16 protein-coding genes and 1 pseudogene are annotated in these 23,233 nt (G+C 71.4%); 12 read left to right on the top strand and 5 right to left on the bottom strand.

Annotated elements, in window-relative coordinates:
* The first annotated feature begins 175 nt into the window (after positions 1-175).
* The 7 genes from AC067J_RS26055 (at position 176) to AC067J_RS26025 (ending at position 9,680) form a co-directional block, all read left to right on the top strand.
* Positions 176-784, top strand: coding sequence for a hypothetical protein (locus AC067J_RS26055; RefSeq protein WP_478303057.1), 609 nt, complete (start codon positions 176-178; stop codon positions 782-784).
* A 925-nt stretch (positions 785-1,709) separates the two neighbouring features.
* A complete protein-coding gene (locus AC067J_RS26050) occupies positions 1,710-2,162 on the top strand; it encodes a hypothetical protein (RefSeq protein WP_478303056.1) in 453 nt (150 codons plus the stop codon).
* Between the two features lie 510 nt (positions 2,163-2,672).
* Complete coding sequence (locus tag AC067J_RS26045) at positions 2,673-3,734, top strand: hypothetical protein (RefSeq protein WP_478303054.1); 1,062 nt, start codon at positions 2,673-2,675, stop codon at positions 3,732-3,734.
* Positions 3,722-4,936 carry a sensor histidine kinase gene (locus tag AC067J_RS26040; RefSeq protein WP_478303052.1) on the top strand — a complete coding sequence of 405 codons (1,215 nt, stop codon included), beginning with the start codon at positions 3,722-3,724 and terminating at the stop codon, positions 4,934-4,936. Before AC067J_RS26045 ends, AC067J_RS26040 begins: the two co-directional genes overlap by 13 nt.
* The gene (locus AC067J_RS26035) at positions 4,933-5,592 is read left to right on the top strand and encodes a response regulator (RefSeq protein WP_478303050.1); all 660 of its coding nucleotides are present in this window, start codon (positions 4,933-4,935) and stop codon (positions 5,590-5,592) included. The genes AC067J_RS26040 and AC067J_RS26035 overlap by 4 nt, the downstream gene beginning before the upstream one ends.
* A gap of 629 nt (positions 5,593-6,221) precedes the next feature.
* On the top strand, positions 6,222-7,871 hold the full coding sequence (locus tag AC067J_RS26030) for a hypothetical protein (protein ID WP_478303048.1): 1,650 nt from the start codon (positions 6,222-6,224) through the stop codon (positions 7,869-7,871).
* A gap of 159 nt (positions 7,872-8,030) precedes the next feature.
* Complete coding sequence (locus tag AC067J_RS26025; RefSeq protein WP_478303046.1) at positions 8,031-9,680, top strand: CHAP domain-containing protein; 1,650 nt, start codon at positions 8,031-8,033, stop codon at positions 9,678-9,680.
* A gap of 162 nt (positions 9,681-9,842) precedes the next feature.
* On the opposite strand, the gene fdxA is transcribed toward AC067J_RS26025, so the two are convergent.
* The gene (fdxA, locus tag AC067J_RS26020) at positions 9,843-10,166 is read right to left on the bottom strand and encodes a ferredoxin (protein ID WP_478303044.1); all 324 of its coding nucleotides are present in this window, start codon (positions 10,164-10,166) and stop codon (positions 9,843-9,845) included.
* 515 nt (positions 10,167-10,681) lie between these two features.
* On the opposite strand from fdxA, the gene AC067J_RS26015 reads away from it, so the two are divergent.
* Both AC067J_RS26015 and AC067J_RS26010 read left to right on the top strand, forming a co-directional pair.
* Positions 10,682-11,728, top strand: a complete 1,047-nt coding sequence (locus tag AC067J_RS26015; protein WP_478303043.1) for an LLM class flavin-dependent oxidoreductase — start codon at positions 10,682-10,684, stop codon at positions 11,726-11,728.
* Positions 11,729-12,425: 697 nt separating this feature from the next.
* On the top strand, positions 12,426-13,838 hold the full coding sequence (locus AC067J_RS26010) for an isopeptide-forming domain-containing fimbrial protein (protein WP_478303041.1): 1,413 nt from the start codon (positions 12,426-12,428) through the stop codon (positions 13,836-13,838).
* Between the two features lie 195 nt (positions 13,839-14,033).
* Here the strand turns inward: AC067J_RS26010 and AC067J_RS26005 are convergent, their stop codons facing one another.
* Positions 14,034-14,645 carry a CGNR zinc finger domain-containing protein gene (locus AC067J_RS26005; RefSeq protein ID WP_478303039.1) on the bottom strand — a complete coding sequence of 204 codons (612 nt, stop codon included), beginning with the start codon at positions 14,643-14,645 and terminating at the stop codon, positions 14,034-14,036.
* Between the two features lie 131 nt (positions 14,646-14,776).
* Here AC067J_RS26005 and AC067J_RS26000 point away from each other — a divergent pair, with 131 nt between their 5' ends.
* Both AC067J_RS26000 and AC067J_RS25995 read left to right on the top strand, forming a co-directional pair.
* Positions 14,777-15,844: an alcohol dehydrogenase catalytic domain-containing protein gene (locus AC067J_RS26000; RefSeq protein WP_478303037.1), complete on the top strand. Its 1,068-nt coding sequence runs from the start codon at positions 14,777-14,779 to the stop codon at positions 15,842-15,844.
* 29 nt (positions 15,845-15,873) lie between these two features.
* Positions 15,874-16,857 carry an alpha/beta hydrolase gene (locus tag AC067J_RS25995; RefSeq protein WP_478303035.1) on the top strand — a complete coding sequence of 328 codons (984 nt, stop codon included), beginning with the start codon at positions 15,874-15,876 and terminating at the stop codon, positions 16,855-16,857.
* A 56-nt stretch (positions 16,858-16,913) separates the two neighbouring features.
* Here the strand turns inward: AC067J_RS25995 and AC067J_RS25990 are convergent.
* Positions 16,914-17,048 (bottom strand): annotated as a pseudogene (locus AC067J_RS25990) (transposase); the annotation flags it as partial.
* Positions 17,049-17,245: 197 nt separating this feature from the next.
* On the opposite strand from AC067J_RS25990, the gene AC067J_RS25985 reads away from it, so the two are divergent.
* On the top strand, positions 17,246-21,259 hold the full coding sequence (locus tag AC067J_RS25985) for a hypothetical protein (RefSeq protein ID WP_478303033.1): 4,014 nt from the start codon (positions 17,246-17,248) through the stop codon (positions 21,257-21,259).
* A 217-nt stretch (positions 21,260-21,476) separates the two neighbouring features.
* Here AC067J_RS25985 and ppnP read toward each other — a convergent pair whose 3' ends face one another.
* Positions 21,477-21,761 (bottom strand): pyrimidine/purine nucleoside phosphorylase, encoded by a 285-nt coding sequence (ppnP, locus tag AC067J_RS25980; RefSeq protein ID WP_478303031.1) that lies wholly within the window; start codon positions 21,759-21,761, stop codon positions 21,477-21,479.
* 168 nt (positions 21,762-21,929) lie between these two features.
* The gene (locus AC067J_RS25975) at positions 21,930-23,174 is read right to left on the bottom strand and encodes a serine hydrolase domain-containing protein (protein ID WP_478303029.1); all 1,245 of its coding nucleotides are present in this window, start codon (positions 23,172-23,174) and stop codon (positions 21,930-21,932) included.
* Between the last annotated feature and the right edge of the window lie 59 nt (positions 23,175-23,233).

The raw sequence follows: 23,233 nt of genomic DNA, 5'->3' as shown, positions 1-23,233 counted from the left end.
TCGTCCTCGGCTGCCACGAGCGTGCGGGCCGGCGGCCGGCGGCCGGCTCTGGGAGCCCGGAGGCCCGGAGGCCCTACCTGCGACGGACGCGGGGCGGTACCTCAGGCGTATCCCCTCGCCGACTCCCCCGGTGGTCGAATGAACCGGTCATCGAACACCTTCGCGGGAGCACGGCATGAAGCGCAGGCAATTCCTCCTGCTCGGCACCATCGGCCTGGCACCACTGGCCCTCGTCATCCGGCCCGGCCGCAGCGAGGGACGCCCCGAAGCGGCCCCCGCCGTCGAAGCCCCCGAGGTCCTCACCGATCCGGATCCCATGCGCCGCTGTCTGGCCCGCCTCGGCCCGGTCGTCTCGGCCCACTGGATCCAGACCTCGACCCGCCCGCCCGGAGACCGCTTCCCCATCGGCCCCGCGGACTACTACTACGACGTCATCGCCCGACTCCCCCGGGGCCAGGTCACCACCCTCCTCGGCGACCTCCCCACCAGCCCGGCCGAACTCCCGCCGGTCCAGCACTACCCCACCACCGCCGGCGAGCGCGACTTCCGCAACATCCCGTCCCCGCTCCTCCCCCACCTGCCGCCGACCGCGTCCTGGCTCTCCTGCCCCCCGATCGACAAGCTGCTCTCCGCCGACCACGGAACCGTCCTCCTCGACCGCGTCTCCGACACCGTCTACGTCCACGCCACCAACCTCGACGACCCCATCGAGCCCCAGGTCATGGTCGACACCGAAGGCAACACCACGACCACCTCCCCCGTCCCGCTCCCGCCGCTGCCCTGAGAGGACCTGCGAACGCGGCGAGGCCGGAAGGACGGGCGCCGTGCCACCTTCACCATTTCAGCCGATCGCGAGGGCCGCTGCACGGGTACCACAATCGAGGAGGGGCAGGGCCCCAGCCGGGTCCTACGCGTCCGGGACGAGACCTTCGTCAGGATGAACCCACAGGCATTCGCCCGCGAGTGGGGCGCCGCGAACGCGGCCGGGTTCGGCGGTCACTGGGTCCCTCTGCCCCCCGGGCCGGACACTCGACGACGTCGGCGGGTTCTGCGACCTGACCGCGGTCCCCGTCATCGGAAGCGCGGACCCGACCGAGCAGGCATTCTCCGGCGGGGGCTGTCAGTGGGCGGGACGAGGAGCGCGAGCTTCCTCGTCCCGAGCCCGGACGACCCGCCGTTCGTGGGCTACATCGCCTCGGATGGCCCGCCTCGTCCCATACGCGTGGAGACGCAGGCCTACGACTTCCAGGTCGACTTCGGCGACTACGACGTGCCCCTCGCGGTGACCGCTCCACCCGCCGACCACCCGGGGCACGACTCGTCGTCGCTCTACTGACAGCACCCGTGGCAGGGGAGGAGACTCCCGGGGCGGGTCCGGAGGGATTCCTCCGGACCCGCCCCCGCCGGTCTCCGGGTGGGGTGCCCGGGAGGCGGGCCCGGCCGGGCCGGCGCCGGGCCGGTTCACGCAAGAGCGGCCGAAGTGCACTCCACCCCGGCGATGTCGTACAGATGCGACAACAGGGCCTCCTGGAGGGCTTCTCGGCTTCGACGCCGTTCGAGCTGCCAAGAGGCCTTGCTCTCATGCACGGTTGTCGCCACGGTCACCCGATCGAGACTCCGTTCGACCGGCACCCTCAGGATCGGGCCGACAACAGCCATTCAGTAATCCGGTTGCATCGGGTCCACGATGGACGGCGATACTCCGGGGCATGAGCAGAATCGCAGAGGTCATCGTGCTGGCCCAGGATGCGGACGAGGTGATGGAGCCGCTGACGCGGCCCGACCCCACTCGCAGTTGGACGGGCTGCTTCGCCGAGATGCGCCCGGGCGGTGAATGGGGTTTCGGCTGGGGTGCGGAGTTCGGGCGCATGAGCGGGAGAGCCGGACTGTTGAAGCACCTGGAGTCCTTGCCGTGGCCCCGCCCGGAGACGGTTCAGGTGCTGATCCACGACGAGGAGGACGACTGCTTCGGCCTCTGGATGATCCACGACGGCAGGCTGGTGGAAGTGCCCCTTCCGCACACCCGACGGGCCTGGTGGTCCGGACCGCCGAAGGCGGGCTACGCGCCCGATCCCGGCATCCTCACCCGGACGGACTGCAGGCCCGTCGACTGGCCGGAGGAGATCGAGGGCGGTGACCGATCCCGGCCCCCGGCCTGGTGAGGAACTCGGGTGCGAAGCCTGACGACCAGGGTGATCCCCCCGTGGTGCCGAGGAGGTAGCCGCGTCGTACCGGACCGGTGCGCCACGAGGCGCCGCGGAGTCGAACGAGGCAGTGTCCGTCGGTGAAGTCGCGCCCGTCGGCCCACGAGGGGAGACCCCGGCCGACGGCGCCGGGCCGCGCCGCAGACCCCGGCGGATGCGGCCCACCGCGGTGCGCCGACCGGTCCGGTGACACGGTGGCCCGGTTCGGCGTACCGACGTCGGACCGGGGTGCCGTCCGGGTCCCGCCGAACCACCCGTTTCGGTGTACCGGCCCGAGACCCGAGGCAGACGCGAACCGGCCCTGACCCGTGGCAGGTTGGATCACGTCCCGATCGGCGCGCAGTGCGAACCCGCGCCTCCCGAACCCACGGCGCCCCGTCACCGTCGAACCGGCGGCCGTACCGCCGTCGCCGCACCGCGGCCCGGCGCGCCCCGGCACGTCCCGGCGCGGCCCAGAAAGGAAACGGCATGTTCAAAGGCCTCCTTCCCACCGTCCGGACCACCGTCAGGCGGTCCACCCCGGAGGTCCCCCGCACCAGGCCCGGCCGACTCGGGCCGGTCGCCGGGGCGGGCGCGGCCACGGTCGCCGCGCTGGTCGTCCAGCCGTACCTTCCGGGAGCCCAGGACTACATCTCCGGGAAGGGGATCGTTCCCGCGTGGGCGCCGTGGGCAGGCGCCGTGCTCGGCCTCGCGGTCGTGGTGACCGGAGCCGGGGCCGGGGCCGGAGCCTGGGCTGGAGCCGGGGCCGGGAAGCGGCTTCCCGCCGTACGCGGCGGCTCACGGCGGGCCGCTCTGTGGGTGGGGTGGACAGCCTGCGTCCTGCTGCTCTGGGCGGCGGTCGGCCTGGTCTTCGACGTGTTCCGGGCGTTCTTCTGGGCGACGGGCATCCCGGCCGGGGAATTCGCCGCGGTGGACTGGCCCGGCTTCCTGACCCGGGTGCCTGCCTTCGCCACCACCGTACTGCTCGGCCGCGAACTGTTGAACTTCCAGCGGGCCACCAGCGGTGGCTGCGGATCGTGCGGCCGCACCTCGCAGGGCTCCACCCGGCCGACGGCCTGGCTGGGCTACACCGCGGCAGGGCTGGCCACGGTCTACCCTTCGGTCAAGTACTACTGGTGGGCGGGGGGTTCGTTCGGCCGCCCGGAGACGTACCTGGAGGGGTTCCCGGTGATGGAGACCGTGCTGCTGGCCGGCGGGGTGGTGCTGGCGCTGGCGCTGGTACGGCCCTGGGGCCGGGTGTACCCGTTCTGGATACCGTTCCTGGCCGGGCGGCAGGTGGAGCGCCGGATCTGCGTGGCGGCGGGCTGGGGACTGGCCGCGTTCCTGTCGCTCCAGGGCCTGATCCCGCTGTTCGCCGCGCTCAACCACGTACTGGGCGGTCCGCCGCTGCCGTTCGCCTCCGGGAGCGCCAACTCCTGGGTGATCGCGGTGGTCTACGGCGGGTGGGCACTGTTCGGCCTGGCCCTGGCCGGCGCCACCCACGCCTACCAGCAGCGGACCCGCCCCGCTTGCGCGCTGTGCGGTTTCTGACGGTGCCCGCGGCCGCCGGGCGCCGCGGACGGCTCGACCTGCTGGTCGCGCTCGCGATCGCACTGCCGACGGGCAGTTGGACACTGCTGCTGCTACGGCTGGCCGCGCCGCCCGCCTGGGTGCCGCTGCTCGCGCCCGCCGCGCTGCTGGGCCTGCTGGCCCTGGCGTGGCGGCGCACCGCGCCGGACGCCGCCTTCGCCGTGGTCGGCGCGGCCTGCGCGGTGCAGGTCGCGGTGCCCGGCGGCATGCCGCTGCTGCCGTCACTGCTGGCCTTCCCGGTCGCCGTGCACGGGTACTGCGCGTACGGCCACCGGCGCGCACCGGTGGTCGCGCTGACGGTGGGCGTCCTCGGGGCCGGGGCCGTGACGGCCGGTTCGGCGACCGGGTACGGTGCCCGGCTCCAGCTACCGGCCGGCTACCTGTTCAGTTTCCTGGTGGCGATCGTGCTGGCGGCCGGAAGCATCGGGCTGTACCGCCGGATGCAACTGGCGTACACCGCCGGCCTGGAGGAGCGGGCGCTACGGGCCGAGACCGAGCGGGAGGAGCGGGCCAGGCTGGCGGCGCTGGACGAACGGGCCAGGATCGCCCGCGAGATGCACGATCTGATGGCCCACTCGCTCTCGGTGATCGTCAGCCAGGCGCGCGGCGGCCGGTTCGCCGCCCGCAGCGACCCGGCCCGGGCGGTGGAGGTGCTGCGCACGATCGAGGACGAGGGCCGTCAGGTCCTCACCGACATGCGCGGACTGCTGGGCCTGTTGCGCGACGAGGACGGCGCGAGCTCCTTCGGTCCGCAGCCCGGACTGGGAAACCTGCCCGAACTGCTGGACCGGGTCCGCTCGTCGGGGCTGCCGGTCGACTGGCGGCAGCACGGCGATCCGTACCGGCTGGACCACACCGCCGAGTTGGCGGTCTACCGGATGGTGCAGGAAGCGCTGACCAACACCCTCAAGCACGCCGGTCCGGTGACCCGCTCCGAGGTACGCTTCCACTGGTCCCCGGAGGGACTGGAAGTCGTGGTGCGCGATGACGGGCGAGGCGCGGGGGCGAACGACGGCGTGGGCCAGGGGCTGAACGGGATGCGTCAGCGGCTGGCGATCGTCGGTGGCTCGTTGCACGTCGGCCCGGGTCCGGTCCAGGGCTTCCAGCTGACGGCAGTACTGCCACGGCGGACCGACGGGGCAGTGGGGAAGGCGACAACGTGACGATCCGGGTGTTCTGCGTCGACGACCAGGCCATGGTCAGGTCCGGCCTGGTGATGGTGATCGAGGCCCAGGACGACATGGTCGTGGTGGGCGAGGCCGGGGACGGGCAGGAGGCGCTGGACCTGTTGGCCGGCGCGCAGGCGGACGTGGTGCTGATGGATGTCCGGATGCCCCGGATGGACGGGGTCGAGGCGACCCGCCGCCTGATGACCATGCCTGACCCGCCGAAGATCGTGGTACTGACCACCTTCGATCTGGACGAGTACGCGTTCGCCGCGCTGCAGACCGGCGCCAGCGGCTTCCTGATAAAGGACGCGCCGGCCGAGGACCTGCTCAACGCGATCCGCACGGTGCACCGCGGCGACGCCGTACTCGCCGCATCGACCACGCGGCGGCTGCTGGCACACGTCGCGCCGGACCTGCCCACCCCCCGCACCGGTCCCGACCCGCTCGCCGCGCTCACCGAGCGTGAACGCGAGGTACTGCTGCTGATCGCGCGCGGCGCCGCCAACGCCGAGATCGCCCGGGAGCTGTTCCTCTCCGAGGGGACGGTCAAGACCCACGTCGGACGAATCCTCGGCAAGCTGGGAGTACGCGACCGGGTCCACGCGGTGATCTTCGCCTACCAGCACCGACTGGTCCGGCCGACCCCCTGAAGGCCGGCCGGCCTGTCCCCCGGCTGACCGGCCCCCGGCCCGCCTGTCAGCGCGCCCTGTTTCCACTTCCTCCGGAACCCCTGATCGGCTTTCCCCGAAGAAGGACTGATGAGGAAGAAGGATTGATGAGTCAGTCCGGCGGTTTCGCGACGCCGGGCACGCCAGGCACGCCGTCAGGGCGGACACGGCGACCAGCAGCTCCACGACCATCGCGACCAAGTCGTACCGGTAACGGCTGGATCTGCTTCGACACCCGAATCTGACGGTTCATCGATTCATTCTCGCGCGGGCCGCGCCAGGTGTTGTCCGACGCGGTGAGGCGGGTTCCGCACCCGGCCGCGGACTGCTCGGTCATGCCGAGGACAGCCCCGACCTCGTTCCAGGTGGCGCCGACGGTGCGGATCGGCGCGGGACCGCCGCCCGGAGTACCCGACGAGGGACCTCGGTGCCACCCCGGTCCCGCCGACGTACCCCTTCCGGCCTACCGGCCCAAGACCAGAGGCAGACGCGAACCGGCCCTTCCCCGTGACAGGTTGGCTCTACCCCCGAAAAAACCTGACGATACGTCAGTTCAATCCCGCTCCGGGCAGCGCTGAAATCCTGCCCGCCCATGAAGGACACCGACTGCCATGACCAAGCATCCGCACCGCCCGATCGCCGCCCTGGCGGCCCTTGTCGCCCTGGCCGGCGCGATGACCACCGGCGCGACGACCGCCCGCGCCGCGCCGGCGTACGCCACCTGGCTGCCCAACGTCTCCTGCGGGCCGGTCACCGGCGACGACGGGGCCGCGGCCTCGAACCTGAACCAGGTCCTCACCGGGAAACTGCGCAACGCCATGACCGCCTACCGGGTCTCCTGCGCACGGGCGATCGTCGCCGCCGTACGGGCCAGGGGCCTGCCCGACCAAGCGGCGGTCATAGCCGTCACCACGGCCATCACGGAGTCGACCCTCCACAACAACCCCAACGAGCAGGACAAGGACAGCGTCGGACTGTTCCAGCAGCGCCCCTTCTGGGGCAGCACCTCGGACCGTCTCAACCCCGCCGTCACGACCAACCTCTTCCTCAACGAACTGCTCAACCTCTATCCGAACAACTCGTGGCAGAACAAGCAGATCGGGGTCGTCTGCCAGACCGTCCAGCGCTCCGCCTACCCCACCCGGTACCAGCCCGAGGCCGCCGACGCGCAACGGATCGTGAACGCCGTCGGATCCTCGCCCGCGACCCCGCCGAACCCGGCCTCCCTGCCGGCCGGAACCCTCGTCAAGTCGCCCGCCGGACCGGAGGTCAAGGTCATGATCGCCGGAGCGGGTCTCCCGGTGGCGGCGTCCGACGTCGGCGTCGACCGCTACGACCTGAGCCGGATCGTGCTCGTCGACGACGCCGTGTTCCGGTCGCTGCCGAGCTCCCTGCCGGCGGGCACCGTCGTCCTCGACGAATCCCACACCGACCCGTCCCGGTTCGTCGTGGTCGGTGGCGTGGCTCTGCCGATCTCGGCCTCGGACTGGGCAGGCGACGGCTACAGCAGCCGTACCGAGCTGGGTGTTCCGACCAGTTGGCTGCACAGTGCCCGTCAGCGCACCCTGCCCTCCGGACTGGTGCTGGCGGCCCAGTCCGGCACGGACCCGAGCCGGTATGTGACGGTCGCAGGTGCGGCGCTGCCGATCTCCGGTTCCGAGTGGAGCGCGAACGGCTACGACTCCAGGCCGCAGATGGGCGTTCCCACGGACTGGCTGCGTGCCGCCGCCCGCGTCCCGGAGTCCGGGACGGTCGTGATGAACCAGTCCGGGACCGACCCGAGCCGGTATGTGGTGGTGGCCGGTGCGGCGCTGCCGATCTCCGGTTCCGAGTGGAGCGCGAACGGCTACGACACCGGCGCCCTGATGGGCGTTCCCGGCCTCTGGCTGCAGGACGCGGCCACGAAGTCCCCCGCCGACGGCACCGTGATCAGGAACGTCTCCGGGGCTGACCCGAGCGTCTACGTGATGGCGGGCGGCGCGGCCGTCCCGCTCGGCGCCGCCGACTTCACCGGCCTCGGCTACGACCGGCGTCCGCTGATGGGGGTTCCCGGCACCTGGGAGCGGAGCGCCGTGGCGAAGCCCGCACCCGCCCAGGGCACCTTGCTGCTCTCGCCCGGCAGCGCGACCGTCTGGCGGGTCACCGCGGCCGGCCAGAAGCAGGCGCTCTCCGCCGACGACTTCGGCCCCGGCAAGCTCAGCTTCGACGACGTGGTCCGGGTCCCGGCGGCGTACACCGCCGCACTGCCCACCGCGCCGTAGCGGCACAGCCCGTCGGACGTCAGCGGCCGGCCTCACCGGCGCCCGTCGGACGGTCCCGCCGGACGCGGCCCTGCCGCGCCGCCCTTCGACGGGACCGTCCCGTCGCTCCCGCCGGGCATCGATCCGTCCCTCCCCTCCTCATTCCGAAGGAATCGTTCCATGAACATGCACATGCCTCGTGTGACGGCCGGCGCCATAGCCGTCCTCATCTCCGCCACGGGCGTCAGCGCCCTGACGGCGGCGCCGGCCCACGCGGACGCCGCGGGTATCGCGGCGACCGCCGCCGCCGAGGACCGGAACGGGCCCTGCGCGCACGGTGGTTACGACGGCGGCCAGCTGCAGGGCAACTCCTGCGACGGGGCCGGCGGCGCACGCCACGCGTGGTGCGCGGACTTCGTCGGCTGGGTGTGGGCCCGCAACGACGTGGCCCACGTCAACGAGCTCACCGACGGCGTGAACAGCATCTACCACTACGGCCAGAAGTACGGCACCCTCCACAGCACACCGAAGGTCGGCGACGCGGTCGTCTACGAGTACGACGCCCGCACCGACTGGGCCCAACACGTGGCTCTGGTAACCCGGGCGGGCGGGGGAACCGTCACCATCGTCGGCGGTAACCAGGGCCACAGCAGCGGCTACCGAGAGGGCATCGTCACCACCGGTACCACCGCGAACTACGCGGTCGGAAGCGCTCCGTGGGGACAGCGGATCAGCGGGTACGTGTCACCGGTCTTCAACAACACCCCGCAGGCCAATCCCCATCCCTCGACGCTGCCCAGCGGCACCCTCGTGAAGTCCGCGGGCTCCGCGACCGTGAAGGTCATCGTCGCCGGCGCCGGCCTGCCGATCGCCGCCTCCGACGTGGCGCCCGACAAGTACGACCTGAGCAAGATCGTCACAATCGACGACGCGCCGTTCAACGCCCTGCCCGCAGTCCTGCCGAGCGGCACGGTGATCATGGACCAGTCCGGGGCCAGCGCCTCGCGCTTCGTCGTCGTCGCCGGCGCCGCCCTTCCGATCGACGGCACCGAATGGGTCGCCAACGGCTACAACACCCGCCCGCTGATGGGCGTGCCGACCTCCTGGCTCCAGGCCGCGAACGGCGCCACGATGCCCTCGGGCACCGTCGTGATGGACCAGAACGGCACCGACCCGTCCCGCTACGTCATGGTCGGCGGTGTGGCCCTGCCGATCTCCGGTGCGGAGTGGAGCGCCAACGGCTACGACACCCGCCCGCTGATGGGTGTGCCCGGCACCTGGCTGCGCTCGGCCGTCGCCAACACCGTGCCCTCGGGCACCGTCGTGATGAACCAGAACGGCACCGACCCGTCCCGCTACATCATGGTCGGCGGCGCGGCCGTACCCATTTCCGGAACCGAGTGGACCGCCAACGGGTACAAGTTCCAGCCGCTCATGGGCGTCCCCGGCACCTGGCTGGCCGGCGCGGCCGCCACCGCCCCCGCCAACGGAACCGTACTCAAGGACGCCTCCGGCGCCAACGCCAGCGTCTACGTCATGGCCGGCGGCAAGGCCGTCGGACTGAGCGGCGCCGACTACACCGCCCTGCACTACGACACCGCCCCCCTCACCCCGGCCCCCGGCACCTGGCTCGCCGCAGCAGCGGCCAGGCAGGCACCCGCCGACGGCACCCTCCTGGTCTCCCCGGACAGCGCCACCGTCTGGCTCGTCACCGGCAACGGAAGCAGGAAGGGCCTCGGCGCCGCCGACTTCGGCCCCGGCAAGTACGACCTCGCCGAGGTCGTCACCGTCCCCACCGCCCTGACCGCCCAGCTCCCCACCATCGCCTGACCCCACCTCAACCCCCGCTGACGCGGGGCCGCCCGGTGTACCACCTGCCGGGCGGCCCCGCGCCATGTGCCCATGCGGTGGTGCGGACGGGATTCGTCAACCGTCGATCGACGTCACGATGTCAGTGGTCACGCCGTAGTTCGGCCCGGCGCCCCCGGTGGGTCAGACGGTGTCCTTGGCCGGCAGCGCCGCCACCATCGGGTGGTCCTTCTCGATCAGGCCGAGCTCCTCGCTGCCGCCGGGGGAGCCGAGGTCGGTGAAGAACTCGGCGTTCGCCGTCTTGAACGGCCACCACCGCTTCGGGGTGTCGTCCTCGTAGTAGATCGCCTCGACCGCGCAGACCGGCTCGCAGGCGCCACAGTCGATGCACTCGTCGGGGTGGATGTAGAGCATCCGCTCCCCCTCGTAGATGCATTCGACGGGGCACACCTCCAGGCATGCCTTGTCCTTGACGTCTACACAGGGCAGGGTTATCACAAACGTCATCGGGCTGCCGTCCTCTCCCGGTCGGTACTGCTTGCCGCTCTGGCGCAGCCGACCATAGGGCCTCGGGCAACCATGAGGTCAAGCGGGGGCGTTACATGACGGCCGATCAGTCTGGCGGCGCCACGCCGCCGCGCCCCTCGACGACCCCTCCGACGGTCGGGCGAATGCCTCGCGGGCGGACGCCAGACCTCCCTCTCCGGTGTGACAAGTAGTCACTTGTTCAGGCGAATGTGCGCCGCCGGGGGCTGGGTCGGTCAGGGTTCGCGCATGCCGCGGTCCCGGCAGCCCCGGTAGTCCCGGCAGTCTCGGAGGGCGTGCCGGCTCGTGGCGGCGGCGGCACGCGAGGTGAGGAGGGTACCCTCGCCGTTGTTCGCATGGCACCTCTTTCCCGATCCTGGAACCGCTGCGGTAGGCCCACCAACGCACCGGGGAGCACGATCCGGACCAGGGGCGGACCGCAGCGAACTGCAACCGGAGTGGTTCAGCCATCTCACTCGACGGCGAGGAGAGTCGCCATGCGGACCGGCATCGTCACGACAGCAGGGCCGGGTGTGGAACACCTCGCCGCCCGCGCGGAAGAACTCGGCTTCGACAGTTTCTGGGTGTACGACACGCCGATGATCCACGGCGATCCGTTCGTGAGCCTCGCCCTCTGCGCCAAGTCCACCCACCGGATCAGGCTCGGCATCGGTGTCACCTCACCGGCCCTGCGTTCCGCGCCCGCCGCGGCGGCGGCCGTCGGCAGCCTCAACGCCCTCGCCCCCGGCCGCGTCATCTGCGGGGTCGGCACCGGCAACACGGCGCGCCGTACGCTCGGCATGCGGCCCACGAAGACGGCGGAGCTGGAGTCGTTCACCGCCGCCCTGCAGGATCTCACCGCGGGCCGCGAGTCGGACTACCGCGAGGGGACCCGCTCCAGCAGGGTGCGATTCCTGCACGTCGGGCCGTACGTCAACACCGAGGCTCCGGTGGAGTTCGTCGTGGCCGCGTTCGGCCCGAAAGCCGCCGCGGTCGCCGGCCGGCTCGGCGCGGGACTGATCTCCTTCGGGCTGCACGACCCCGCGGCCTGGTCCGCCCTCGGCCAGGCCCGGCGAACGGCGGCGCGGGACGCGGACAGCACCGAGAAGACCCGTTCGTACCTCATGTCCTCCCTGCATGTCCTCGCCGACGGCGAGGACCGCTACGGCGATCCGGTCAAGGACTCGATCGGGCACATCGCACTGAGCGCACTGATCCTCGGCGCGGACGACCCAGCCTTCCGCGCGGCCCTCCCGCCGGAAGAGGCCGCGGCTGTCGACCGTCTGCTCCGGCTTCGCGGCACCACCCCCACCGATCCGAAGCTTCACCAGGCGCTCTACCGCAACTACCTGGGTCGGCTGTCCCCCGAGGACCGCGAGCTCATCGTGCCCTCCCTGGTGGACAGGTTCGGCCTGGTCGGAACCAGGGACGAGGTCACCGAGCGGATCAGCGTGCTGGAGAAGTCGGGGGTCGACGAGCTGGTGATCCAGCCCGTCGTGGACCCGGAGGCCGAAATGGCCGAGCTCGCACGGCTGCTGGCCTGACAACCCGGCGAATGTGCGGCCCGGCGGCGGGCCTGGCGGCACCGGCGACGGCAACTCGGGCCCGGGCCAGGGACCGTCGGACATCCTGCGCTCCCCGGCGGCGCGGGCTGCATGCGGCGGGCCGGACGCGAACGCGAAGTCGTCGTGCCGGGACCAGCCGCCGCCGTCGCCGATGGTTCGCAGTGGCCCCGGGCGAGAATGGGCGTCCAGGCGGGTGAGGGTGCCCGGGGCTTCCCCGTTACCCGCCTGAAGGGCGGCAGGTACGAGAGGTTCGCGCCGTGCCCGCGCGCCCCCGGGGCGGGTGGATGCATGCCGCCGTCCTGTGCCGCCGCCTTCGCGCGGCCCGCGCAGAGCCGGGGCGCGACCCGCGCGGATCGCGCCCCCGTGCGCTCCGGGAGCCCCACCACACGCTCTCGTGCGTACAGGAACCATTGCGCACGCTGGGATCGGACGCCACCGGACGCCTCACGCGGACGCCGCCTCCCACCGCCTCCCGTGCTTCGGGAGGCCAGGGCGTGCCGCAGGCCGTGGACACCTCCCCCCATCCCCCACCACCGCACCCGGACGGGGCCCCACCCCCGGTCACCTCGAACGGCCCCGCCGTTCCCGTGCACCGGCGGCCCGCTCGTCCGGATCCGCGGGACCCCGCTCCGGCCGGCCGGCGTCCAGCTCGCAGCATCGAACGAAGGGAAAGACCGTGACCACTCCCGTCCCGTCCCGCATAGCCCTGGCGAACGGCAGCTTCGAGCAGCCCCCCATCGCCGGCGGCAACGCGTTCCTGCCCGACGCCTCCCAGACCCAGAGCCCGAACCACGTCCCCGGCTGGCTCAGCACCGCCACCGACCACCTGATCGAGATCTGGCACGACGGCTTCAACGGCGTCCCCTCCGCCGACGGCGCCCAGTTCGCCGAACTCAACGCCAACCAGGTGTCCACCCTCTACCAGGACCTGTCCACCACCCCCGGCACCACGCTCTACTGGCGGCTCTACCACCGCGGACGGCTCGGCCAGGACACCATGGCCCTGGACATCGGCAGGCCCGGCGCGACCGTCCAGCAGCGACAGTTCACCGACGGCAACGCAGCCTGGGGCTTCTACACCGGGACCTACACCGTCCCGGCCGGGCAGACCGTCACCCGCTTCGCCTTCCGCTCCGTCGCCGCCGCCGGCGGCAACCAGGGCATCGGCAACTTCCTCGACGGCATCTTCTTCGGCACCGCACCCTCCGTCGTCCTCACCAAGTACGCCGTCCCCGACGGGCCCCTCCAGGTGGGCGACGTCATCACCTACCGCATCCTCGCCAGGAACGAGGGCGGCGGCAGCGCCGAAGCCCTCGTCCTGACCGACACCATCCCGGCCGGCACCACCTACCTGCCCGGGTCCCTGCGCATCGTCAGCGGCCCCAACAGGGGCGCGAAGACCGACCGGCGGGGCGACGACCAGGCCTCCTTCGACCCGGCGGGCAACCGGGTGGTGTTCAACCTCGGCAACGACGCCACCGCCGGCCAGGGCGGCAGCCTGCCCAACACCGACACCCTCCCGAACGGCACGACCGTGGAGTACCGGGTCACCATCGACGAGGCCAGCGCCGGCGGACACATCACCAACACCGCCACCGCCACGTACGAGAACCGCCTCGGCCCCACCCCCGAACCCCTCACCTCCACCTCCGACCAGACCGACACCCAGGTCCTCCCCGCCGCCGACCTCGGCGTCACCAAGTCCGCCGACGCCACCACCGTCACCGTCGGCCAGACCGTCACCTACCGCGTCACCGTCCACAACGCCGGACCGAACACCGCGACCGGCGTCACCGTCACCGACGCCCTCCCGGCCGGCCTGCCGTTCGTCTCCGCCGCGCCGAGCACCGGCACCTACAACCCCGACACCGGCCGGTGGAACGTCGGAACACTGGCCGCGGGCGCCTACGCCACCCTCACGCTCCGGGCCAAGGCCACCGTCACGGGCCCGGTCACCAACACCGCCACGGCGCACGCGACCGAGACCGACCTCCACCCCGCCGACAACACCGATTCCGTCACCGTCTGCGTCGAGGCCGCCCCCGCCTGCCCGCCCTGCCCGCCGCCCGGCGGCTGCGGTCCGTGCTGACACCGCCGACCGTCCGGCATACGGACTGAGAGCAGCCCGCTGCCGCGCGCCTCGCGTCGGGGACCGAACGCGCGCGGAGCGGCGGAGACGATCGCGCCGCGTGCCGCCTCGGCCCCGCCCGGGCCGCGCGGCACGCGGCACGCGGCACGCGGCACGCGGCACGCGGCACGCGGCACGCGGCACGCGGCAAATGCGCTACCGGGCGGTGTCGGCGGGTGTCTGCTGCCTCGCCCGGTAGGCGCGCTTCTTGACGAGGGCGCCGCAGGTCTTCATCGAGCACCAGCGGCGGGCACCCGCGCGGGAGGTGTCGACGAAGGGGACACCGCAGTCGGGGTTCCCGCAGATGCGGACGCGGGTGCGGTGCTCCGACGCGCAGAGGGCGATCAGGTCCCGGGCGACCATCGAGAGCACCGCCGCGACCGCGTCACCGTGCCAGCGCACGGTGGTCGCGTCGGGCGCGAGTTCGGGCATCGAGGGGGCCTCGGCGGCGGCGCGGTTGACGAGCGCGATGTCCTCGGGCGAGGGCGGCGCGGCGTCCGCCAGGGCGCAGCCGGTCCGCTGGATCGCCTCGCGCAGCTGCCTGGCGCGGCCGAGGTCGGCCTCGGTGCTGGGCGGCGCCGCCGTCGCGCAGCCGCTCTCGACGGCCCAGCGGCTCAAGTCCTCGGGCCGGGCCAGCCGTTCGAAGGGCGCGTCCGCGCCTCGGTCGGCCAGGGTGCCGGCGAAGGCGAAGCACAACCGAGCGTCGTCGAAGCGGAAGTCGGCCTTGGCGCGCTGGCGCCCCTCGCGACTGCCGTCCCTGTCGTCCATGTCCACCACTTTATGCGGTTGACACGATTCCGGGCAAACGACTAGCTTCCAAGTCCACCACTTGAACCGGTGGACTTCGGACGGGTTGCCCACCGCCCCGTCGACGCACCGCAGCACGAGGAGGCCGCGCCATGCGCGCCGCAGTCATCGAGGAACTCCACAAGCCGCTCGTCGTCCGTGACGTGCCCGACCCCGTCTGCCCGCCGGACGGCGCGATCCTGCGCGTCGGGGCCAACGGGATCTGCCGCACCGACTGGGCCCTGTGGGCCGGGGAGTTCTGGACGGGCGGACCGCGGGTCGAGGCCCCGTTCGTCCTCGGCCACGAGTTCGCCGGCACCGTCGTGGAGGTCGGCCGCGAGGTACGGGGATGGAAGGAGGGCGACCGCGTCATCTTCCCGATGAACCCCGGCGAGGGCTCGTGCGAGATGTGCCGCAGCGGCAATCAGCACGTCTGCGAGCACGTGGACTCGCTCGTACCCGGGGTGTCCTACTGGGGCGCCTTCGCCGAGTACGTCATGGTCCGCTTCGCCGACGTCAACCTGGTCGAAGTGCCGGACGGTGTCGGCTTCGTGGACGTCGCCGCACTGGCCTGCCGCTACATGACCGCCTTCCACGGCGTCGTCGACCAGGCGAAGGTCCGCGGCGGCGAATGGGTCGCGGTGTACGGCGCCGGGGGCGGCATGGGACTGTCGACGGTCGAGATCGCCGCGGCGACGGGTGCCAACGTCATCGCGATCGACATCACGGACGACAAGCTGGACGCCGCCCGCGCACTCGGCGCCGTCCACACCGTCAACGCGGCGACCGACGACCCCGCCGAAGCGGTCAAGACCCTCACCGGCGGCGGCGCGCACGTGTCGGTCGACGCCGTGGGCATCGCCGCCGCCTGCCGCAACTCCGTCCTCTCCCTGCGCACCCGCGGCCGCCACCTCCAGCTCGGACACACCACCGCCGCGGAACAGGGGGACGTCGCGCTGCCGGTCGACGTCATGATGGTCAAGGAACTGGAGTTCCTGAGCGCCTTCGGCATGCAGGGCCAGCGCTTCGGCACGATGCTGAACATGATCGCCGCCGGCCGCCTCGACCCCGGCCGCATCGTCTCGCGCACCGTCGGCCTCCACGAGGCGAGCGAGGTCCTGGAGTCCCTGGAGACGTACGGACCCACCGGCGTGGTCGTCATCGACTCCTTCCGCCCCTGAACCACCTCCCCCCGAAAGCAGGAACGACCATGCCCGCATCCCGTCAACTCATGGACCAGGAACTGCGCCTGGCCCTCGACGCGGTCCCCATGACCCCCAACGGCGCGTTCGACCTGACGGACCTCGCCGCGACGCGCGCGGCGTTCCGCGCCCAGGCCGAGGCCGCCGCCGACGCCCAGCCCGGCCACCCGTCGGTCACCGTCGAGACGCACCTCGCGAGCCGGACGGACGGCCCCGACGTACCGATCCGCCTCCTGCGCCCCACCGAAGCGCCCGGCCCCCTGCCGGTCCTGCTCTGGTTCCACGGCGGCGGACAGGTCCTCGGCTTCGCCGCCCAGGACGACCCGTGGCTCACCCGGCTGGGCGCGAGCCTCGGCTGCGCCGTCGCCGTGGTCGACTACCGGCTCGCCCCCGAGACACCCGCCCCCGGCGCCGCCGAGGACGGCTTCACCGCCTACCAGTGGCTCGGCCGCGAGGCGGACGCCCTCGGCCTGGACGGCACCCGCATCGGCATCGCGGGCCAGAGCGGCGGCGGAGGCGTCGCGGCGGCCACGACGCTCCTGATCCGCGACCGCGGCGGCGTGACACCCCTGTTCCAGTCACTCACGTATCCGATGCTCGACGACCGCAACCGCACCGCGTCGAGCCACGAGATCACCGACATCGGCATCTGGGACCGCTCGACCAACCTCCTCGCCTGGCAGGCGATCCTGGGCGACCGCGCCGGCACCGACGACGTCTGCCCCTACTCCGCCCCCTCCCGCAGCACCGATCTCGGCGCCCTGCCACCCACCTTCATCACCGTCGGCGACCTCGACTGCTTCCGCGACGAGAACCTCGACTACGCCGCCCGCCTGCGGGCCCACGGCGTCCCGGTCGAACTCCACCTCTACCCCGGCGCCTACCACGCCTTCGACCTCATCGCCCCCCACTCCCGACTCGCCACCACCCTCCACCAGACCTGGTCCAACTACCTCACCCGGCAGTTCCACACCTCCCCCGCCCTCACCTGACACCGCGCCGCCCCGGCCCCCGGCCCGGTCGGCCGGCGGCCTCCGGGGTCGTGACCACACCCGGTCCGCACCACGTAGAAGATCGCTTCCACGATCCGCCGCCGCGGATGCTTCTCCCGCCGCCCGCCCTTTGAGCCCACCCTCGGCGGGGGCGACAACGGCTCCACCAGAGCCCATTGCTCATCCGTCAGATCCTACGTATGCCCGCCCCCAGAACTACTCGCCCAAGCCTCGACGACCACTCCGGCCCCAGGACACGGCAGATCCCAAAAGCGGTCAGAGCGTAGCGGGTGTGAACCGTGCGCGCGTTTGCACATCCACCCGACTGGTGGTGTGGTGGGAATAATAGGGGCGGCGAAGGAGAGGGTGCAACCAAGGAGGGCGGCCGATGGTTGCTGCAATTTTGCATCTCCAGAAGCTTCACTGCGTGAGGCCGGATGACTCTGAGACGGACGAAGTAAGTCTGCAGATAGACGGTCACCAGGTCTGGCCGAACGACACTGACGGCGTCCAATCGATCTCGACGGACACGGAGGTCCCCATAGTCTTTGACCATCCTTTCGACGACACCGCGACGGTCAGCCTTTTCGATGCCGAGACTTTCGGAGCCGCCGACCACCTCGGTGCCGAGACGTTCCGTGCCACCGAGCCGCTCGGGGATCAGGTCCGGGAATTCCACGGCGAGCATGGGTCCGTATACCAATTGACCTACCGGATAGAGAAATCCCAGGACCGGCACGTCTTCCTCGACCCCGTTGCCCTTGGGGGTTCGCCCGTCCAGGCATGGGCCAGTCACGACAAGCGGGCGAAGGGCATCGTCAAGTTCTTCGCCGCGACCCGCCCGCTCCGGCAGGTGCGCGGCACCGCGAACGAGGACAACGTGCACGCCCTGCTGGCGCACCTCGCCACCGCGAACGCCGACCCGGGCTTCACCGTCGACGGGGTGGTCAGCCGAGTCGAGGCACCCCTGGCCTTACGGCGATTGGAGCTGGGCAACGGCCTCATGGGCACCACGCTCTTCACACATGCGGAACACGACATGGCGGCCAAGGGCCTGATGACGATCGCCCACCGATACGGGCACCTCCTGGACGGCCCGGGCAGCGAACCGGGGGGCGGTGTCCGATTCATCCTCGACCACCTCCTCCCGGTCGGGTTCAGAGGCGGGCACGACCCGGCCATCGAAGTCATCAACTTCGAAGATCCCATTGCTACGAACCCCTACAAGTTCCCTGAGACCGAGAACCATCTGCTGATGATCGAGACCAGCCGGTATCTGGCGAATCAGCTGCTGCACGAACCCACCGACGGCGCCGCCCAGAGGAATCTGGCCGACTGGTTGCTGGGGTACCTCCAGACCATTGCCAAGCACGACTTCCTGGAGTTCAGTGCTCGCCCCTACGCCAGGATGTCGCTCCACTCGCTGCTGAACCTCTACGAATTCGCCGGCGACCCGCTCCTTCGGACCGCCGCGCAGAACGTCCTCGACTACACGTTCACCAAATGTGCCCTCTCGGCCAACCGTGGCCGGCGAGTGAACCCGTACCGGCGCCACCAGCAACGCATCAACCACTCGGCCAATTTCACCAACGACCTCTACGCGGGCGCCGACGAGATCCCGGGTTTCTTCCTCGCCTACACCGGGATGACCGACGAACACGGTGCGCCGGCACGGTTCCCCGAGCCCCTGGTGTTCGACGCGCTGATTGCCGCAACCTCGACCTACCGGCCCCCCGCAGCCGCGTACCAGCTAGCCCTCGACCAGACGGTGCCGCCGCATCTGCACCGGTTCCACCACGGCAGCCGACCCCCGCTCCCGGAGGGGGAGCCCGCCGATGCCGGGGTTGAGATCTACTACCGATCGCCGTCGTTCATGCTCACAGCCGGCGGTTGCTTCCTCAACAGTGGGTACGGACGAGACGAGATGGACATCCTGTCGAAGCAGGCCTGGGAACAGACCTCCCGCGCACAGTCCACCACGCTCATCCCGACCCGAGCCCCGGGGCTGCGCTTCAGCGATCTCATCCGCTTCGACCCCCACCAGGACCCGTCCATAAACCCGGAGGCTCGTGGCGAAGATCATCCCTTGCTCTTCCACACCACTGCGGTGAACATGGGCGTCAACCGCGGACTCGCCGCCGGCGGGAACCTCCGCCCCGCTCAGCGCAAGGCGGTCCTCGAACTCGCCATGTCCGACTCGCCGGCACTGGCCTCCCACAACGGCCGGCTCCGCATCGCCTGGACCGCCGACGAGACCCTGCTCGTCGCCGGAGTCATGACGACCACCGCGATGGGCATGGACGGCGTCGAGGGAGTCGAGGGCGTGGTCGCACTCGGTGACACCTTCACCTCGGACGCCGGCCCGGCGCTTGCCTCCCACAACGGCCTGCTGTGGCTCGCATGGCGAGGGTCGGGGAACAAGCAGCTGAACCTGGCGTTCTCGGTCGACGACGGCGTCCACTTCCAGGGGACCCGGACCTTTTCCGACACCAGTGACCACGGACCCGCGCTCGCCTCTCACGCCGGGCGGCTCTACATGGCCTGGACGGGACGGGGTGACGCCAATGTGAACGTCGCCCGGGTGGTCCTGTTCGGCAGCACCGCCGGCGCGTTCGGCATCGAAGGGCTCGAAGACCACGTCGTCCTGGAGCAGACCAGCGATCACGGCCCCGCACTGGCCGACCACAACGGCCGGCTGTACCTGGCCTGGCAGGGATCCGGCAACGAGAACATCAACCTGGCGCTTTCCGACGACCACGGAGCCACCTTCCAGGGCACCCGGACGTTCCAGGACACCAGCACGCGCGCGCCGGCGCTGGTGTCCCACGACGGCCGGCTCTTCCTGGCTTGGAGGGGATCGGGAAACTCGAACCTGAATGTCGCCCGGGTGGTCCTGTTCGGCAGCACCGCAGGCGCGTTCGGCATCGAAGGGCTCGAAGACCACGTCGTCCTGGAGGAGGAATCCGACGACGCCCCTGCGCTCGGGTCGCACGACGCCGTGATCTGCCTGGCCTGGAGTCATGGGCCGGGCGTGACGCTCGATTCACCCTTGTTGTGGGACCTCTCCCGTCATCCGTATCTCCGCGTCAGCCGCGATGGCTCGTTCACCACCCCAGGCCCGTGGCGGTTCCTCCCCCTCGGGGACTTCGGTCTCCACGTCGCCGTCTACTGGACCCCTCCCGCCGGCGTGATCGACTCGCGTGGGCGGCCGCTGGACAGTCTGGGCATCGTCTACGCGGTCGAGTCCGCAGGCATCGACTTCGGCACCTTCAGGGACACGGTGCAGCGCCTCAACCTGCATCTGCCCGCCCGGTTCGAGTACGGCAGGACCTACGAGTTCGACACCCTCGACGGGGGTCGCTTCTCATGCTCGTTCGACCTCGAAGGCAATAGGTACGCCGAGCGCATCGTCGACCTCGACGCGCCGGTCCACGACTTGACGACTCTTCCGCTGGTGAGCGGGGAGTATCTTCGGGCGACCGACCACGTCGGACGAATCGAGATCCGGGCTCCCGGCCGCGACGACGTTCCGGCCGTAGTGTTGGATCATCGAAATCGCGTGAAGCCCGAACGCCTCGACAACGAGGCGTCGTGGCCGAAACTGCAGCTTGAGCGGGCCCGGGCGATCATCGAATTCGCCAACCACCAGCGGTCTTTGTCCTCGAACGCTGCCGGCGAGGGGCGCGCGGCCGAAGCGGTGGAGCCGGCTCAGGCAGCAGTCGACGTGCTCACCGGGTTCACCCCGCCTCCTGCCGTCCGCACCGAGTACCTGACGGAACTGGCGTCAGCACGCCACCAATTGGCGGTCCGCCTCATGACAGCCGGCCGGTTGGACGAGGCAATGCGTGGCGCCGAAGAAACCGTACAGGCCTACCGTCAGGCAGCAGCCGCCACGAACGCCGACGTGATGTGGGTCGCGAACCAACTGCTCGTCCTGTCCACGAACATCGCCGACCAGGGACGCACCGCCGAAGCGGTGGAGCCGGCTCAGGCAGCAGTCGACGTGCTCACCGGGTTCACCCCACCTCCTGCCGTCCGCACCGAGTACCTGACGGAACTGGCGTCAGCACGCCACCAATTGGCGGTCCGCCTCATGACAGCCGGCCGGTTGGACGAGGCAATGCGTGGCGCCGAAGAAACCGTACAGGCCTACCGTCAGGCAGCAGCCGCCACCAACGCCGACGTGATGTGGGTCGCGAACCAACTGCTCGTCCTGTCCACGAACATCGCCGACCAGGGACGCGCGGCCGAAGCAGTCGAGCCGGCTCAGGCAGCAGTCGAGGTACTCACCGCGTTCACCCCACCTCCTGCCCTCCGCACCGAGTACCTGACGGAACTGGCATCAGCACGCGAGCAATTGGCGGCCCGCCTCAGGACAGCCTCCGGTGACCACGGGGGCTAGGTGACCTCGGGGTGCCGGCGGGCCTGGTCGACGAGCCGGGAGAGCACGTGCTCGTCGGGGAGGTGGGCGTCGTTGTCGAAGAAGAAGAAGAACCCGCCCCACCCCGGCCCGGCGAGTGCGTCGGCGCCGACGGGCCGCTTCCCACCAGCGCCGGCACACCACCCGGCAGGCTCCGGAACGCGCGCCGCACGACCGCGTTTCCGGAGCCGGGGTGGGGTCAGTCGCGGTATTCGCAGAGGTAGGCGGTCTCCACCGCGGTCTTGACCTGGAAGCTGCTGTCGGCCGGGACGTCGAACCGGTCGCCCGCCTCGAAGGTCTCCCACTGGTCGGAGCCGGGCAGCCTCACGGTCAGGGCGCCGGAGACGACGTGCATGATCTCCCGCTTCGCGGTGCCGAACTCGTAGTCACCGGGCGCCATGACACCGACGGTCGCCGGCCCCTCCTCCGCGGTGAAGGCGATCGACTTGACCGTGCCGTCGAAGTATTCGTTGACCTTGAACATGGGCTTACTCCCGGGAGACGAGCAGGGAAAGGGGCGGCCGGCCCGGCGCGGGCCGGCCGCCGGTGAGGGAAGGCTAGCGGTAGCGGACGGTCCGCTTCCGGGCGGGCCGGGCTGCCGTCCGAGTCCGGCGGCCCTGCCCGGGCACGGACAGTGCCGTCCGGAAGGGCCTCAGCGCCGCCGGCGGTCGGCGGGCGGCGCCGGGCACAGGGCGTCGTCGACCAGCCTGCTCGCGGCTCGTGCCACGCGCAGGACGTCGTCCGCGGAATCGGCGCGGACGCCCGACAGGGAAACCGTGACGCTGCGCCGGCCGTCCGCGGTGGCGCCGGTGGCCGTGATCCAGCCCGCGTCGCCGCCCTCGTGCCCCCAGTACACCCCGCCGCAGGACAGCGGGCGGGAGAAGAGCCCCAGCCCGTCACGGGCGCCCGGCATGTACTGCTCGAACTCCTCGCCGACCGGGACGGTCCGCTTCATCTGCGCCAGCTGCGCCGGCGGGAGGAGCCGCCCGCCGAGCAGGGCCCGGAGGAACCGGTTGAGATCGGCGGTGGTGGAGACGAGTCCGGCCTCTCCGTTGGTGCCCGCGCCGACCTGCTCGGTGACGTCCACCAGCGGCTCGCCGGCCTTGAAGCTCTGGTAGGTCTTCGCGTGCGGCTGGGGCAGGGTGGGTGAAGTGCCCGGCCGGAAGGTGTGGTCGAGGCCGAGCGGCCGGACGATCCGGTCCCTCACCTCCTCGTGCCAGGGATGCCCGGTGACCCGTTCGATGATCATGCCGAGCAGGACGTAGCCGGTGTTGTTGTAGCGCCAGTCCGTGCCGGGCTCGAAGTCCGGGCGGTGGCTCATCGCCCGGGCGACGATCTGCCCGGGCGTGTAGCTGTCGTAGCGGTGCCGGCGGAAGTCCTCCGCCGAGGCGTAGTCCGGGTAGTCGTCGTGGAGGCCGCCGGTGTGCTGGAGCAGTCGGCGGACGGTGATCGCGCGCCCGTCGTTGCCGTTCGCGGACACGACGCCGGGCAGCCACCGCTCGACCGGGTCGTCGAGGGTGAGCCTGCCGTCGCCCGCGAGTTGCAGGACCACGGTGGCCACGAAGGTCTTGGTGACGCTGGCGATCCGGAAGTAGCCCTGCTTCGGCACGGGTTGACGGTCGGTCAGGTCCGCTACGCCGCTGGTGGCGGTCAGGTCCCGGCCGTCGGAGACGGCCAGCCGGGCCTGCACGCCCGTCACGCCCAGAGCGGTGATCGCGTCGGCGTCGCGCTGGAGCCGGACGCGGATCGGATCGTCGTGCTGCCCCACTGCCACCGCGCCGGGCACGTCGGTGGACAGGGGCAGGGACAGGGACACGGTCGCGACGGCGGCCAGCGCCAGGTTCCGCCGGAAGGACCGGCCGCGCCGCCGCGCCGAACGAATCGGTGAAGTCGTCATGGGCGCTGACACTAGGTTCGTCGGAGGCGGCCGGGCAGTACCGCTCACCGGTGGGTAAA

The sequence above is a fragment of the Kitasatospora sp. NPDC042419 genome (assembly GCF_056437345.1).
Note: the sequence above shows the minus strand (reverse complement) of the source record. Positions and strands in the feature narration are given on the sequence as shown.